This is a genomic window from Corynebacterium occultum (genome assembly GCF_009734425.1).
GTDB classification, from domain to species: Bacteria; Actinomycetota; Actinomycetes; order Mycobacteriales; family Mycobacteriaceae; genus Corynebacterium; species Corynebacterium occultum.
On record NZ_CP046455.1, the window covers coordinates 1,772,835 to 1,789,260 of the forward strand.

The window sequence follows — 16,426 nt, forward strand, 5'->3', positions numbered from 1 at the left end:
TTGGAAAGCGTGAAACTCCTGGTCACCGGTGGAGCTGGTTATGTCGGCAGCGTCTGCGCCGCCGTACTCGTCGAACACGGTCATGAGGTCATCATCATTGACGACCTCAGCACCGGAAACCGGGAGGCGATCCCGGCCGAGGCAGAACTCGTCGAAGGTAGTGTCCGGGAAAAGGCGGCCGAGGTCCTCGGCCGCGGTGGAATTGAGGGCGTGATCCACTTTGCCGCCCGTTCCCTGGTCGGTGAATCAGTGCTCAAGCCGGAAATCTACTGGCAGGACAATGTGCTCGGTTCGCTGGCTCTGCTTGATGCCATGCGTGAGAATGGGGTGCCCAACCTGGTGTTCTCCTCCACCGCCGCCACCTATGGCGAGCCGGAGCAGGTGCCGATCACCGAGGACATGCCCACCGCACCCACCAACCCCTACGGTGCCACCAAGCTGGCCATCGACCACGCCATCACCTCCTACGCCCATGCCCATGGGATCGGCGCCACCAGTCTGCGCTACTTCAATGTGGCCGGCGCCTATGGCTCCATCGGTGAGAACCGCGAGGTCGAGACCCACCTGATTCCGCTGGTGCTCCAGGTTGCCCTGGGCCACCGCGAGAAGATCTTCATTTTCGGGGATGACTGGCCCACAGCCGACGGCACCCCGGTCCGGGACTATATCCACATCCGGGACCTGGCTGACGCCCATGTCCTGGCCCTGGAGACCAACCAGCCGGGCACCCACCGGATCTACAACCTGGGTTCCGGTGACGGCTACAGCGTTCGCGAGGTGATCGAGATGTGCCGCAAGGTCACCGGGCACCCCATCCCGGCGGAGATCACCGAACGTCGTGCCGGCGACCCGGCCACTCTGATCGCCTCCTCCGAGAAGATCAAGCACGAGCTGGGCTGGAACCCCACGCGCACTGACCTGGCCACTGTGGTTCAGGATGCCTGGAATTTCAGCCGAGAGCTGGGGGATCGCGCCCACTCCGCGGCCCGGGTCCGGTAGCTGAACCAAAATCCGCCCTGAAATGATGTGGGATCAGCACGCCCCGGAGATATTCTTCCGGGGCGTTTTTCTCCCCTGATTCCCGGGGTTCGACACTCCCCCTCCCTGACCTGTTCAGCTGGCGGCGAGTCCCTCCCCACCATCCGTCTCTGGTTCATCGGTCCCGGTGAATTTCATCCGGAGCGTCTCGGGAACCCGATACTTATCGGCCACCAGCTCACTGCCACGGCGGGTGGCCTCCAGGATGGCGTCATGGGCCCCCACCTGCGCCCCATCAAGCAGGAATGCACTGAGAGTATGCCCGGGGACCTCCTTCTGTGCAGCCAGCAGGGCCGGCACCGCCTGCATGGACAGTTGAGCGCCTATCGCCACCACAGCATAGAAGGAAAGGGCATTCGCCCGAATGGTGCCGCCGAAGGTGCGCGCCACCGCCAGGGCGAGTGCCAGAGAGGATCGCCGGTACTTGAGCCCCACCCCCAGCACCGCATCACGCAGCAGACTCTCAGAGAGGTAGATGGCGACGGTGAGCAGTTGCTCCTCGGTCGCCATGAGGGTTTCAACATCTGCGCCGGTCTCCTCATTTTCCTCGAGGATCAGCGCGAAGTCAGCGATGATGGCTCCCAGGGCTTCGCTTTCCCCGCTCTCCACCTCCTGCTGGATGCGTTCGCAGAGATCGGCGGCATGGCGGGCCGCAAAGGATTCCAGGGCGGCTGCTTCCGCGGCGTCGAAAAGCGGGTTGAAACGGTTGAAGTAGTCGAAGGCATCATCACGGTTGAGCTCGGGCAGCTGGCCGTTACGCAACAGGGGTTCCATGGCGATGGCGGTGGACACCGGGGAGATGCGGCCATTTCGCCAGTCATCATTATTCCTCAGAATCTGGCTGAGCTCCTCCTCCCCAGGGCCGAATACCAGTTGATAAGGCTCTCCGGTGAGCACCTCTCGGGTGGTCCAGCAGGCGTTGATGTCGAAGAGTCCGCGGTTGCTGCGCTCGAAGATGTCCCGGGCCATGTCCTCGACCACTTCGACCTCCGCGGTGGAGATGAGGAAACCGAAGACCAGATCGGGTTCCTCACGGGAGAGCACCTGTCCCACCTCTTCCAGTGCCTGGGTGTCACCGAGGTCCAGTCGCATCACCGGGCCAAGCAGGTAACGGCGGGAATTCGGGACCTGGTTGAAGGTGGTCAGAACCAGGGATTCACGAGGGAAGAAACCGAGGATGCCGGGGAGGTTGGCCAGGAGTTCTGCAGGTGTGCACTGCGTCAGTGTGGATGTCATGGTCCTGATAATCATCGGCTTCACCCAGGCTGTCCTCCCACCCGGATAAAAAGCGCTTGAACCTGTGGATTAACCGAGTTATCCACAGGCCGCACCCTGACCGACATGCGCGACACTCCCGCACTTGTGATACTGCTTCGGTTAGAATGTCTAGAACGCTGAAGAGGTCTCCCACCCCGGGAAAGGCGGGCGGAGGGATATCCCCGGTGAATCCGGAAATATTCTTCCCGCACATTTGTTGTAGTTGATACAAAGAAACTCAACTTGGAGCCACCGGGCCAGCGGCCGCGTACTCATTGCAGTCGACTCGGCCCGGATCGGTAATTTTCACGGCGAAGCCCAGGAGAGCTCTGGGCCGCAAGACTCACCGTAAGTTATAAGGAGGATGACCATGTCGGAGAATTCTCGCCGCATGTACGAGCTGGAGTACCCGTCACCGGAGGTGGTGAGTCAGGATCAGAAGGGGCCGACCCTGGTGATCGCCCTGCAGGGTTACGCCGATGCCGGTCACGCAGTTGATGCCAGCTCGCGCCACCTTCTGGCGGCGCTGGACAACCGTCTCATCGCATCCTTTAATAATGATGAGCTGATCGATTACCGTTCCCGCCGTCCTTCGGTCACCATTGATGTTGACCATATCTCCGCCGCGGAGAAGCTGCACCTGAACATGAGCGTGCTGCGTGATGGGGAGGGCAAGTCCTTCCTGCTGCTGTCTGGCCCGGAGCCGGATCTGCGTTGGGAGGCCTTCACCGAGGCGGTGGTGGGACTGGTGGAGAAATTCAATGTGGAACAGACCATCTGCCTCTACTCCGCCCCGATGACGGTGCCGCACACCCGCCCGCTGATGGTCTCCGCCCACGGCAACAACAAGGAGCTGGTGGGCAAACTCTTCAAATTCGACACCCAGATGACGGTTCCGGGTTCCGCTTCCCTGCATATTGAGCGTGAGCTGCACCGCCGGGGACTGAATGTCGCCGGTTACACCGCCCATGTGCCGCACTATCTGGCGGCCTCCCCTTACCCGGATGCCACCCTCAAGCTGTTGGAGGCAGTGGCTAGCACCGCCGGCCTGCAGTTACCGCTGCTGGCGCTGGAGGCAGATGCCCGGCGCGTTGCCACCCAGTTGGTGGAGCAGGTTGAGGACAGCGGGGAGATCCAGCAGATCGTTCATGCCCTGGAACGGCAGTATGACGAAGAGTTCGAGCGCTACCGCCGCAATCACCCCCAGGCAGCGCTACCCGGTGACCAGGATATGCCCAGCGGTGAGGAACTCGGTGCCCAGTTCGAGCAGTTCCTGGCTGGGCTTGACGACGCCATGCCCCAGTCCGGCTCCCCTACTGCCGGGCCTGAGGTTTCAGGCCCGGAGGTGGAGCAACAGTGGAAGAGCGTCGATGAGGAGGACAATGCGCCTGAAGATTCCTCCGATTCCTCGGGTGAGCCGGACGCTGATCCGAAGTCGGAGGAAGAAGAAAACTAACTGAACCCACCTCCTTCAGACCCCGTGGGTGGTGGCGGCACGGATGGTGGCGCCACCACCCACGGGGTTCTGTCGCCTTTGCTCCGGCGCAACGGCTACCTTGGTAAGTGTGAACCTAACCCAGATGCTGCCTGACCTGTCGGAAGTCCCTGAATCCCTGCTGGATGAGTCGATCTTCGATTCATTCCTGTCCTGGACCCGGGAGCGTGGCATCTCGCTCTACCCTGCTCAGGAGGAGGCGGCCCTGGGCATTTTGGCTGGTGATAATGTCATCCTGGCCACCCCGACCGGGTCGGGTAAATCGATGGTGGCGAATGCCGCACACTTCATCGCGATGGCCCGGGGTCAACGCTCCTTCTACACCGCACCCATCAAGGCGCTGGTGAGTGAGAAGTTCTTCTCCCTCTGCGAGATCTTCGGACCGGAATCCGTGGGCATGATGACCGGTGATGCCACCGTCAACGGTTCGGCCCCGATCATCTGCGCCACCGCTGAGATCGTCGCCAATATCGCCCTGCGTGACGGTGCTGCGGCGAAGATCGATCAGGTGGTGATGGATGAATTCCACTACTACTCCGAGTCGGATCGTGGCTGGGCCTGGCAGGTTCCCCTCTTGGAGCTGCCCAAGGCGCAGTTTCTGCTGATGTCGGCCACCCTGGGGGACACCAGCTTCTTGGAGAAGGATCTCAGTGAGCGCACCGGCCGGACAACCGACCTGGTGGCCGGCACCGAGCGCCCCGTTCCGCTGGAGTTCTCCTGGGTGTACACCCCGGTCCATGAAACCGTGGAGGAGTTGCTGGAGTCCGCTAAGGCGCCGATCTATATCGTCCACTTCACGCAGCGTGATGCCATTGAACGCGCCCAGGCGATGACCTCGATCAAGATCATCGATGAGGGCACCAAGGCCAAGATCGTCGCCGAGATCGGGGATTTCCGTTTCAGCACCACCTTCGGCAAGACGCTGTCCAAACTGCTCCGCAAGGGCATCGGTGTGCACCATGCCGGCATGTTGCCCAAGTACCGCCGCCTGGTGGAGAAGCTCTCCCAGACCGGTCTGCTCAAGGTCATCTGCGGCACCGACACCCTCGGGGTGGGTATCAATGTGCCGATCCGCACGGTGCTGTTCACCGGGCTGGTCAAGTATGACGGCACCCGCTCCCGGGTGTTGAAGTCCCGTGAGTTCCACCAGATTGCCGGCCGTGCGGGACGTGCGGGCTATGACACCATCGGGACCGTGGTCATCGAGGCCCCCGAGCATGAGATCGAGAATTGGCGGTTGCGCCAGCGGGCGGCCGCCGATCCGAAGAAACTCAAAAAGCTACGCAAGAAGTCAGCCCGCCCCGGTGAAGCCACCTGGACCGAGAAAACCTATGAACGGTTGATCACCGCCGAACCGGAATCCATGCAGTCCCAGTTCAAGGTCTCGAATGCAATGCTCATCAACGTCCTCTCCCGCCCCGGTGACGGTTATGAGCACATGAAGAAGTTGCTGCGCGAAAACCATGACACCCGCACCCAGCAGAACCAGGACATCCTCAAGACGATCGACCTGCTGCGGGGGCTGGTCAACGCCGGCATCGTGGAGCGTGTCGAGGAGGGAACCGATGCGCAGGGCCGGAAATACCATCTGACCGAAGATCTGCAGCGTGACTTCGCCCTGAACCAGCCGCTCTCCCCCTTCGCCCTGGCCGCGCTGTCCCTGCTGGATAAAGAGTCCGACACCTACACTCTCGATGTGATCAGTGTGTTTGAGGCGATCCTGGACGATCCCCGCCAGGTGCTCATCGCCCAGCAGAAGGTGGAGCGCGGTGAGGAGATCGCGGCGCTGAAGGCCGAAGGTGTGGATTACACCGAGCGGATGGCCATCGTGGAGGAGATCACCTGGCCGATGCCGTTGCGGGAGGAACTGGATCAGGCCTTCGAGACCTTTTCCGAGGGGCACCCCTGGGTCAAGGAGTTCGAGATCAGTCCGAAGTCCGTGGTGCGGGACATGATCGAGCACGCCATGACCTTCTCCGACCTGGTGGCCACCTATGGGCTGGCCCGTTCCGAGGGTGTGGTGCTGCGCTACCTCACCGATGCCTGGCGCACCCTCCAGCACACCCTGCCCCCGGAGTACCGCAATGAGGAGCTCGAGGACATCATCGTCTGGTTGGGTGAGGTGGTCCGACAGGTCGACTCCTCCCTTGTCGATGAGTGGGCCCAGATGGCGGATCCTGATGCCCCGATCTCCAAGGAGGCCCTCGCCCAGGAGCTGGCTTTCGGAGTGGAGGATCCGACTGCACTGAGCAGCAACCCCCGGGCTTTCAAAATCATGGTCCGCAATCTCATGTTCCGCATTGTCGAACTCTTCGCCTTCGAGAAGGAAGACCGCTTGGCGGAAATGCTGGAGTACCTCGAGAAAGCGGATATCCCGGATTTCGGAGCCGGCATGGACGCCTACTTCGATGAGTACTCCGATCTGGACACCGGCCCCGCGGCCCGCGGCACGGAATATTTCCAGCTGGAGCAGAATGATCGACAATGGAAAGCCCGGCAGATCATCAAGGATCCGGAGGGAGACAACTCCTTCGCCTTTATCGCCACGGTTGATCTTGATGCCTCCGATGATGCAGGAGAGGTGAGATTGTCCAGCCTGGAGCTGGAACAGCGCTGACAAACCCAGACACCGGGGAGTGCGGGAAAGATTGATGAAGACCTTATCCAGGTCTCCCAGGGGGTGAGAGATAAGAGTGGCTGGGTACTGCCCAGAGGATGTCTCTCCCCATCAGGGCTCCTGCCAGTTCCGGCAAACTTCTCTACTGTGGGATACACCACCTTCTGCCGGATATTTCGACATATAGGAGTTAAGCCATGATCACCTCACGCAAGATCCTCACCGTCGGTGTCGCACTCAGTGCCGGCCTGTTCCTCTCCGCCTGCGCCGATGACAACGAAAGCGGCACCGGAGACGGGGCCACCACCACCGTAGCCCCAGCCGAAAGCGAAACCGCGGCCCCGACCACCGCCGATGAACAGACCACAACCACCACTGCTGCCGATGAACAGGCTGGGGAGGATCCGGTGTTCAACGCAATCGCAGCTGCCCTGGCAGAGCACTCCGGTGGAATCATCATCTCGATCGACCGGGAAGATGACACCGATATCTACGACATCGACCTGGTGTCAGGCGAAGAGCTCATCGAGCTGAAGGTCGACACTGATGGAACCGTGCGCGAAGATGAGCGGGAGCGTGAGGATGAAGAGGTAGTCGACGCACAGAACATCACCGTCACCGTCGAGGACGCCATCCGCCAGGCGCTGGATCAGAACCCCGAGGGGATTCTCGATGATGCCGAGCTCGAAGAGGAGAACGGCACCCTACAGTGGCAGATCAGTCTCGATGACGGGGAGCGCAATGATCTGACCGAGCTGAGGATTCCGGCTTAGCGGAGCGCCCCTGGGGCGTCACTCCGGGGCGTCACTCCGCGGGGAGTCAAGGATCCCGGTAAATTTCGGGGATCCGTTATGGAAACCCGCACTTAAAGCTTCGGCGGCTTCCCCAGTGTCGCTGCTGCTGTGTCCAGATTGTGCAGCAGCTAACCGGGGGGCGCTAATGGGAGCGTTGGCCTGATATTTCCGGCCCCATCCAAGGACTGATGTCCTGGCAGGGCGGGGTGTCAAGACCGTGAAGATCAACCTCCTGCCCCGGCTCAAGCCATGCTGCACCGCTGCTGACCTGCACCGTAAAGGGCAGGTCAGCACCTTTTTCGCTGAACCACATCATGAGGGGGCCACAGACCCCGAATACCACGGGTTCAGGTTGCGCCTCGAAATCCGGGACACCGGTGCACATGAGCACTTCGGTGATCACCCGGGCGCCGCTCTCATCCAGGGCAATCACGAATCTTTGTTGGGTGGGTACACCCAGGCCGTGGATCTCGGCGTGATAACTCATCTGGAGAGCCGGAATGACCACCATGCTTTCGTTGAGGGAAAGTGAGCACCACCCTTCCATCAGCCCCCGAGCGGTGGTGACCAGCTCAAAACCGTCGAGTTGCTCACCGGGTTCCTCAGCAAGCTCATGAACCCAGAGGTTCAGGGGATCACCGGCGGCGGTGCGCATCGGCAGGCAGGTGAGCGGACGGCCGTCGATAAACGCCACCTCCACCTCATCCAGCTGGACACCATAGTGTTCTTCTCCCTGGTAGCCGATGAACTCCGTGGCCTCTGGATGGAGAGATTCAGGCCAGCTCAGATGACCGGTGTCGATGGAGACGAGTACTTTCTCCGGGGAGACATCCATGTGGGCCAGATGGGATAGCACCGGGGGCAGCGTTCCGTGCAGAGCTTGGGGAAAGCTTATCTCCCTGGGAAGAGCTGCTGCGGCCAGCCGGAGAGTGACCGGATCAAAAGCCCAGACTGAATATCCCTTCAGCGGGCTGCGGGTTGAAGAACTATCAGTGGCGGACATCATGAACTCAGCACATCAGAGAGCCCAGACATCACCGTATCTTCACCGGCACGGGAGTTCGAGAAAATTTCCGGAACTGACAGACCCACCCAGCTCACTATAGTGCCGCCCCCGGGCTCGCCGGGGCCAAAGAATGACCCGGACATCGATAATGCCGCCGGCGGTGGACTGCATGACGGCAGTGGGCAGGTGATGGCTGCCAAATATCGACGTAGGTGGAATGCGCACCCCCCGGGACTTCCCTCATCCCACAAGGTGGATGAGGTTTAACGCACCACCCAGTGGAGGAACGCTCCCCCTCCCCGGAGATGATGCAACAGCGTGGTTGTTCCGGACGTGGATTTTGAAGCGCCACGGTGCACGAGGTGAGTCTCTCCCCCGTTTTCCTATAACCCGATTTTCGCGTCCTTCCCAAAAGGGTCAGGAATTTTCAAGTCAAGAAGGGATGGAATGCAGAAAGCCGCCATCCCGAAGGGTGGCGGCGATCAGAAGTACTGGAGTTCAGTGAGCTTCGATAAGCACAAGCTTAGCGAGCAGCCTCAACCTGAACGACCTGGGCGATGGCCTGGACGACAGAGGCAATCTTGACGGATTCCCAGACCTGTTCCTTGGTCAGCCCCTCTTCGCGCACGGTCTTGTCGTGGGCGACCAGGCAGTGCTCACAGCCGTTGATGCTGGAGACAGCGAGGGACCACAGTTCGAAGTCCGCCTTCTCAACGCCAGGCTTGGAGATGATGTTCATGCGCAGGCCGAACTTGACCTGTGCAAAATCATCACCGAGCCAGCCCTTGGCGCGGTAAGCGACATTGTTCATCGCCATGACGGTGGCAGCACCGAGGGCAGACTCGAAAGCCTCCTCGGACAGGTGCTCCTTGGCCTCTTCGGCGATCTCGGAAAGCACGGTGTCATTGCGGGTTGCTGCTGCGGAAGCAAGCAGGGTGCCCCAGAGCTGCTGCTCGCTGAGTTCGGTGGACCGGGTCAGCGAACCGAGGTTCAGCTTCTGGTCCTTGGCATACTCAGGAAGGTTGGAACGAAGGTTTTCGATGGACATTACTTGAGCGACTCCTGGACGACATCCATCTTGTTGATGTTCTTGGTCGGGTCGTTGGCCTGCCAGTTGCAAGCACAAACTTCCTCAGACTGCAGAGCATCGAGGACACGCAGAACCTCGTCGACGTTACGGCCGACGGCATCCGGGGTCACGGAAACGAACTGGATGATGCCATCCGGGTCGATGATGAAGGTTGCGCGGTCTGCAACGCCACCGGTGTTCTCGACACCCAGGGCGCGCATCAGGTCGTGACGGACATCAGCGAACATCGGGAAGGGAACGTCCTTCAGCTCCGGGTGGGTTGCACGCCAGTTGAAGTGAGCGAACTCATTGTCGCCGGAGCCACCCAGAACCTGGGTGTCGCGGTCCTGGAACTCCTCATCGAGCTTGCCGAAAGCGGCGATCTCGGTGGGGCAGACAAAGGTGAAGTCCTTGGGGTAGAAGAAGACGATCTTCCACTTGCCCTCGTACTTGTCCAGGGAAACAGTCTCAAAGTAATCTTCCGGGCTCTGAGCGTTAGCCTCGTGCAGATCGCCACCCTTCAGAGCGGTGAGCTGGAACTCAGGGAACTTCTCGCCAACAGTCAAAATTGCCATGGATATCTCCTCAAAATCAGTGAACGTGAGACCAGTGCAAAACCGCACCTTCCGACGAATAGTGCCGGACGCACCAAAAAATCCCGGCCACCAGCAGTTATAGGTGACACGAGGGGCTTTTCAGCGACCACTCCATTATGCCTAAGAATTCTTCAAAGGTCAATAGCTAGGACAACTTAGTTATATGTATAGTAATAGGCATGAACAATAAGGAGTATCGCCCGACGCTTGCCCAGTTACGCACCTTCGTAACCATCGCAGAAAACAAGCATTTTGGCACCGCTGCCAGCAAACTCAGCATTTCCCAGCCTTCCCTTTCCCAGGCTCTGGTCGCCCTCGAAACAGGGCTGGGAGTCCAGCTGATAGAGCGCTCCACCCGAAAAGTGATTGTTACCACAGCTGGCGAGGAACTCCTCCCCTATGCCAAGGCAACCCTCGATGCCGCAGATGCCTTCCTCGCTCATTCCCGTGGCGCCAACGGCACCCTCAGTGGCCCCCTCACCCTGGGTGTCATCCCGACCATCGCCCCCTACCTCCTCCCCCAGCTGCTGCCCTCCATCAAGGTGGAGTACCCGGAGCTGGAACCCCGTTTCGTCGAGGACCAGACCCGCCACCTGCTCCAGCAGCTGCGTGACGGCCAGATCGATGTCGCCCTGATGGCACTGCCCTCCGAGGCCAATGGCATGGTCGACCTGCCGCTCTACCGGGAGGAGTTCACCATCGTCGTACCAGCCGAACACCCCCTGGCAGGTGCCCGCGATCTGGGACTGGACACCCTCCAGGATCTGGATCTGCTCCTGCTGGATGACGGGCACTGCCTCCACGACCAGATCCTCGACCTCTGCCGCCGCGCTGATGTCAATCTCTCCAAGACCGCCTCCGCAGTCACCCGTGCCGCCAGCCTGACCACCGTCATGCAGCTGGTCATCGGCGGGCTGGGAACCACCCTGGTGCCTATGAGTGCGGTGGATGGTGAGTGTCGTCGCCCAGGGCTGGCCACCGCCTCCTTCAGCAAGGATGTGATCGCCGAGCGTCACATCGGACTGGTCTACCGCAACTCCAGTTCCCGCGCCGAAGACTTCCAGGCCATGGGCGAGATCATCACCGCAGCCTTCGAGAAGACGCGGGATGCTGGCCTTGATGTGCTGGGAAAGACCCCCCGCGTCACCGCCGCCGCCCATTAAAAGCCGCCGACTGGCACACCTGTACCAGAACTGGCGCAGGTGCCAGGAGTCCCCCAGCACCCACTCCGCTTAAACCCTGGGCCCCACAATGAAAAGATCCCTCTGCCGCTGAACCTGATCGGGTTCAGCGGCAGAGGGATTACTTATACCCGCTCCTGGAGGAACAGGTTAGCGGATGATCTGGTAGGGCTCACCCGCGATCTGACGGTAGATATGGGCCAGGGCCAGCATGTAGACCGGCATCAGGATCAGGAGGACCAGGCCGAAGGTGATCACCGCAGCCACGATGATCAGGATTCCGGTGACCACCATGAAAGCAAGCAGCAGCAGATAGTTACGGGCGGCATCCCGGAAACCACACTTGATGGCACCGAACACCCCTTCGCGGCCATCCGCGGCATACCAGACCATGAATGAGGTCAGCGGGCTGATCAGAATCATGACCAGCAGCATCAGCGCCAGTCCACCGAACATGCCCGCGATCTCCTCCGGGCCCACGGTGGTCGGGTCCATCATTCCGGGTCCCATGATGAGGGCGCTGATGCCACCGCCGATCAGACCGCCGATGAGTGCGACGAGCACCGCCACCCCCAAGGTCGGCCAGAAGTGCAGATTCTCCCAGAAGTCACTGATCCGGATCTTCGGTTTATCCACCTGACGGAGGGCACCGGTGTAGATGAACACCGATATCACGAGCGCCACCGCGGAGATCAGGAAACTGGAGATGTCCATCATTGTCGGGTTGATCCCGGTCGGTGAGCTCGGGTCGATGGCGATGAGGGAGGACACAATGGAAAGGGCGATGATGGCGATGAAGAAGATCAGGGTGCCCAGGAGCCAGATCAATGCATTGGAGAAGGTGGCCTTGAAACCGAAACGGACCGCCATCATGATGTCGACTCGGCCGTCGCCACGCACCAGTTCCGGGTCACCCGGCTGTCCGTACTGGGGATAACCCTGCTGGGCGTATTCGTTATAGCCGGGCTGACCATAATTGCCGTAGCTCGGGTAGCCCTGCTGGGGCTGCGACCCGTAGCTCTGCGCACCATAACCCTGGTATCCAGGCAGGGCCCCGCCATCTGCTCCCTGGCCGGGATATCCGCCCTGCGGCTGATCTTCCGGGTGCGGTGTTGAGGGGTAAGGCGGAAAAGCGGATCCGGAGTTATCCTGGTTCCGCTGGTTTTCTTCCCGGTTGTTCCCATCGGGGTTTTCCCCGTATGGGTTCTGGTTCGGGGGCTGTGTCATCTTCGCAGTCCATCCAATCGGCAATAGGTACTCCCGGACAAACCTACCTGCCGCCCCAAACAGCTGCAGCAGACCCGGTAACACCCCTGGGGACTGCCGGGTTCTGGGTGCTCAGCGCTAGACTCTGAAGTTTGACATGACTATTTCGCCTGAATCCCGGTCCAAGCCGGAACTCCTAGAGCTTCTCGACGGTGTCTCCCTCAGCGATGAGCGCAATTTCCGCCGCCGTCTCCAGAAGGCCCGCGCACCGAAGGCGCTGTCTGCGATCGGCCGCGAGATCGACACAGCCCGGGACCGCGTGGCGCTTCGCGACGCCGCGGTACCCGAGATCACCTTCCCGGAATCACTGCCCGTCAGTGCCCGCCGTGATGACATCGCCGAAGCAATCCGCGACAACCAGGTCGTGGTGATCGCCGGTGAGACCGGCTCCGGCAAGACCACCCAGATCCCGAAGATCTGCCTCGAGCTGGGCCGAGGTCGTCGGGGCTTCATCGGCCACACCCAGCCGCGCCGGCTGGCTGCCCGCACCGTCGCGGAGCGCATCGCCGATGAGCTGGGCCAGGGCATCGGGGAGTCGATCGGTTATGCCATCCGTTTCGATGACCGGGTTTCTTCCACCACCGCGGTGAAGCTGATGACCGACGGTATCCTGCTGGCGGAGATGCAGCGGGACCGCTTCCTCAACGCCTATGACACCATCATCATCGATGAGGCCCATGAGCGCTCCCTCAACATCGACTTCCTCCTGGGTTACCTGCGGCAGCTGCTGCCCAAGCGGCCTGACCTGAAGGTGATCATCACCTCCGCGACAATTGACCCGGAGCGTTTCGCCGAGCACTTCGCAGATACCGAGGGCAATCCCGCCCCCATCATCGAGGTTTCCGGCCGCACCTACCCGGTGGAGATCCGCTACCGTCCCCTGCAATTCGAGGCTGCGGGAAAGCTCATCGATCAGGACCCCCTTGATGGGCTCTGCGAGGCGATCGAGGAACTGATGAAGGAGGGTAAGGGGGATATTCTCTGCTTCTTCCCCGGTGAGCGCGATATCCGTGATGCCATGGAGGCCATCGAAGGTCGCCGCTGGCGGGGTGTCCAGGTTGCCCCCTTGTTCGGCCGGCTCTCCAACCAGGAGCAGCACCGCGTCTTCTCCCCACACTCCGGCAGGCGCATCGTGCTGGCCACCAATATCGCGGAAACCTCGTTGACGGTGCCGGGCATCCACTATGTCATCGACACCGGCACCGCCCGAATCTCCCGCTATTCGGTGCGCACCAAGGTGCAACGACTGCCCATCGAGGAGATCTCCCAGGCCAGCGCCAACCAGCGTTCCGGCCGTTCGGGTCGTGTCGCCGACGGCATCGCCATCCGTCTCTACTCCGAGGAGAACTTCAACTCCCGGCCGGAGTTCACCGACCCGGAAATCCTGCGCACCAACCTGGCCAGCGTCATCCTTCAGATGGCCTCGCTGAACCTGGGTGACATTAATGAATTTCCCTTCGTTGAGCCGCCCGAGCAACGTGCCATCCGAGATGGTCTCCTGCTGCTGCATGAACTCGGCGCCATCGAGCAGAAGGAGAACCACGGGCAACCGGTGCTCACCCCGGTAGGCCGTGACCTGGCCCGGATCCCGGTGGATCCCCGGATGGCCCGCATGCTGGTGGAGTCACAGCGTCTGGGGGTGCTCCATGAGGTGATCGTCATCGTCGCGGCGATGACGATCCAGGATGTGCGAGAACGCCCCTTGGAGTTCCAGGCCCAGGCAGATCAGGCGCACGCCCGTTTCAAGGACACCAGCAGTGACTTCATGAGCTTCCTGAAGCTCTGGGACTATATCCTCACCCAGCGTGATGACATGAGCGGCAATGCCTTCCGGAAGCAGATGAAGAAGGAATTCTTGCACTACATGCGTATCCGGGAGTGGCGCGACCTGGCCCGACAGCTCCGAGAGGTCTCCCGCCAGCTGGGTTGGTCCGCCCCTGATGAGGTGGTGGGGGAACGCGATCCGGATGCCATCCACCGTTCCCTGCTGGCCGGCCTGCTCTCCCAGATCGGTGTCCGCAAGGGGGACACCCGCGAGTTCCAGGGTGCCCGCGGCACCACCTTCATGGTTTTCCCCGGCTCCTCCCTGGCGAAGAAACCGCCGCAGTTCCTCATGGCTGCCGAGCTGGTGGAGACTTCGAGGCTGTGGGCCCGGGACGTCGCCAAGATTGAGCCGGTCTGGGTGGAGAAACTCGCCAGCGACCTGCTCAAACACCAGTACTCGGAGCCGCACTGGTCGGCCAAGCGCACCGCAGCCATGGCCTATCAGCGATCCACCCTTTATGGCGTGACCATCATCGCCGACCGGCTGGTGCCCTACCACCAGGTTGATCCGGAGGCCGCCCGCGATCTTTTCATCCGGCATGCCCTGGTGGAGGGTGATTGGAACACCCACCACAAGTTCTTCCACGAGAACAAGGACAAGCTGGAAAATGCCGCTGAGATCGAGGAACGTCTGCGACGTCGTGGCATTGTCGCCGATGAAGATACGCTCTTCGATTTCTATGACACCCGCATCCCCGCGGACGTCACCACCGGCGGTTATTTCGATTCCTGGTGGAAGAAGGAGAGTCGGCAGAACCCCAACCTGCTGGACTTTGATCCGGCAGCCCTGATCGGAGGGGATGCCGAGGATGCCACCGAGGAAGCTTTCCCCGACACCTGGCGCAAGGGTGATATCGACTATCCCCTCTCCTACCGTTTCGAACCCGGACATCCCCAGGATGGCGTGACCGTGGAGATCCCGGTGCCGATGCTGGCAGGCATGGACACTGAGGGTTTCGATTGGCTGGTACCGGGTCTGCGGGAGGAGCTGCTGACCGAGTTGATCCGCTCCCTACCCAAGGCATTGCGACGCACCGTGGTGCCGGCACCGGAGTTCGCCTCCCGGGCACTGCCGGTGCTGCGTCCCTACCTCAGCCCGGTGACGGAGCAGCTTGCCACCGCACTGCGTGGTCTCGGTGGCACCGGCATCAACACTGAGGATTTCCGGCCCACTACGCTGCCCCCACATCTGCGCATGACCTACGCGGCCGTCGATAAACGCGGAAAAATCACCGATACCGACAAAAACCTCGCGGCCCTACGGGAACGTCGGGCCGGCCAGATCCGTTCCTCACTGTCCAAGGCCAGCCGCCAGGCAGAGACCGCCAGTGCCAAGGAATGGACCCAGGATTCCCTCGGCGTGCTCGCTCCGGAGGTCACCACCAAGATCGACGGGCATGAAGTCACCACATACCCTTCGCTGGTGGCCACTCCGGAGGGTGTCGCGGTCAAAGTCATGCCCACCAAGGCGCAGGCAGATGCCTCCATGATGACCGCCACCCTGACCCTGTTGATGCGCGAGATCAGCGTCAACCCCAGGCAGATGACCAAGGGGCTGTCATTGCAGCAGCGCGTCGCGGTGGACAACTATCCGCACGGTGGCCCGGATGGGTTGGTTGAAGATGCCCGCATCGCCGCCATCCGGGACGGCATGCTGCGCCATGGTGGTCCGGTGCGCGATCCGGAGCGCTTCCAGCAACTGAAGGGCAAGGTTGCTCCTGAAGTACCTGGGGAAGTCCGACGAACCATCGTCGCACTGGCACCAGGACTGGTCAACTATGCCAACCTCCGGCAGGAACTGCAGGAATGGACCGGCGAGGCCATTGAGGACATGAAGGCCCAGTTGAGTTTCCTGCTCCCCCCGCAGGCGATCAGCGTGCACGGGGTGTCACACCTGCGCCACCTCCCCCGTTATCTGCAGGCAATGCAGATCCGGTTGGAGGAGATGCCGCGGGATCCGGACAAGGATGCCGACCGGCAGGACATCATCGACGGCATCAATGACTACCTGAACCGGAAACTTCAGAAGCTTCCCCGGGGTCGGGAAAAGATGCGCGATGTCAAGGATATCCGCTGGTTGATCGAGGAACTGCGGGTCAGTCTCTTCGCCCAACGCTTAGGTACCGCCCAACCGGTATCTGAACGCCGTATCCAGAAGGCTATCGACAAGCTCCAATAAGGGTGGAGCTTAAAGGGCTCAACCCCTGGGGCAGATTTTCCATCTGCCCCAGGGGTTTTTCCACACACTCAGGAGGGGTGCTGTCGCGACGCTGGGAGGATACA

11 protein-coding genes are annotated in these 16,426 nt (G+C 61.2%); 6 read left to right on the forward strand and 5 right to left on the reverse strand.

The features are described from left to right. Positions 1-9: 9 nt before the first annotated feature. Complete coding sequence (gene galE / locus COCCU_RS08290; protein WP_156231071.1) at positions 10-999, forward strand: UDP-glucose 4-epimerase GalE; 990 nt, start codon at positions 10-12, stop codon at positions 997-999. A 114-nt stretch (positions 1,000-1,113) separates the two neighbouring features. Here the strand turns inward: galE and COCCU_RS08295 are convergent, their stop codons facing one another. After that, positions 1,114-2,274 (reverse strand): DUF4192 domain-containing protein, encoded by a 1,161-nt coding sequence (locus COCCU_RS08295; protein WP_197088317.1) that lies wholly within the window; start codon positions 2,272-2,274, stop codon positions 1,114-1,116. A gap of 391 nt (positions 2,275-2,665) precedes the next feature. Here COCCU_RS08295 and COCCU_RS08300 point away from each other — a divergent pair, with 391 nt between their 5' ends. From COCCU_RS08300 to COCCU_RS08310, 3 genes are all read left to right on the forward strand, one after another. After that, positions 2,666-3,751, forward strand: coding sequence for a PAC2 family protein (locus tag COCCU_RS08300; protein ID WP_156231073.1), 1,086 nt, complete (start codon positions 2,666-2,668; stop codon positions 3,749-3,751). 109 nt (positions 3,752-3,860) lie between these two features. Next, positions 3,861-6,407, forward strand: a complete 2,547-nt coding sequence (locus COCCU_RS08305) for a DEAD/DEAH box helicase (RefSeq protein ID WP_197088318.1) — start codon at positions 3,861-3,863, stop codon at positions 6,405-6,407. 197 nt (positions 6,408-6,604) lie between these two features. Then, complete coding sequence (locus tag COCCU_RS08310) at positions 6,605-7,180, forward strand: PepSY domain-containing protein (protein ID WP_156231075.1); 576 nt, start codon at positions 6,605-6,607, stop codon at positions 7,178-7,180. A gap of 163 nt (positions 7,181-7,343) precedes the next feature. Here the strand turns inward: COCCU_RS08310 and COCCU_RS08315 are convergent, their stop codons facing one another. The 3 genes from COCCU_RS08315 to COCCU_RS08325 form a co-directional block, all read right to left on the reverse strand. Then, on the reverse strand, positions 7,344-8,057 hold the full coding sequence (locus COCCU_RS08315) for a hypothetical protein (RefSeq protein ID WP_156231076.1): 714 nt from the start codon (positions 8,055-8,057) through the stop codon (positions 7,344-7,346). Between the two features lie 673 nt (positions 8,058-8,730). After that, a complete protein-coding gene (locus tag COCCU_RS08320) occupies positions 8,731-9,255 on the reverse strand; it encodes a carboxymuconolactone decarboxylase family protein (RefSeq protein ID WP_156231077.1) in 525 nt (174 codons plus the stop codon). Then, positions 9,255-9,851 carry a peroxiredoxin gene (locus tag COCCU_RS08325; protein ID WP_156231078.1) on the reverse strand — a complete coding sequence of 199 codons (597 nt, stop codon included), beginning with the start codon at positions 9,849-9,851 and terminating at the stop codon, positions 9,255-9,257. The genes COCCU_RS08320 and COCCU_RS08325 overlap by 1 nt, the downstream gene beginning before the upstream one ends. A gap of 200 nt (positions 9,852-10,051) precedes the next feature. Between COCCU_RS08325 and COCCU_RS08330 the strand changes: the two genes are divergently transcribed. Next, complete coding sequence (locus COCCU_RS08330; protein WP_156231079.1) at positions 10,052-11,035, forward strand: hydrogen peroxide-inducible genes activator; 984 nt, start codon at positions 10,052-10,054, stop codon at positions 11,033-11,035. Between the two features lie 168 nt (positions 11,036-11,203). Here the strand turns inward: COCCU_RS08330 and COCCU_RS08335 are convergent, their stop codons facing one another. Continuing rightward, entirely contained in the window at positions 11,204-12,280 is a 1,077-nt protein-coding gene (locus tag COCCU_RS08335) for a DUF2189 domain-containing protein (RefSeq protein ID WP_156231080.1), read from the reverse strand. Positions 12,281-12,416: 136 nt separating this feature from the next. On the opposite strand from COCCU_RS08335, the gene hrpA reads away from it, so the two are divergent. Continuing rightward, positions 12,417-16,322, forward strand: a complete 3,906-nt coding sequence (gene hrpA, locus COCCU_RS08340) for an ATP-dependent RNA helicase HrpA (RefSeq protein WP_156231081.1) — start codon at positions 12,417-12,419, stop codon at positions 16,320-16,322. The last annotated feature ends 104 nt before the right edge of the window (positions 16,323-16,426 follow it).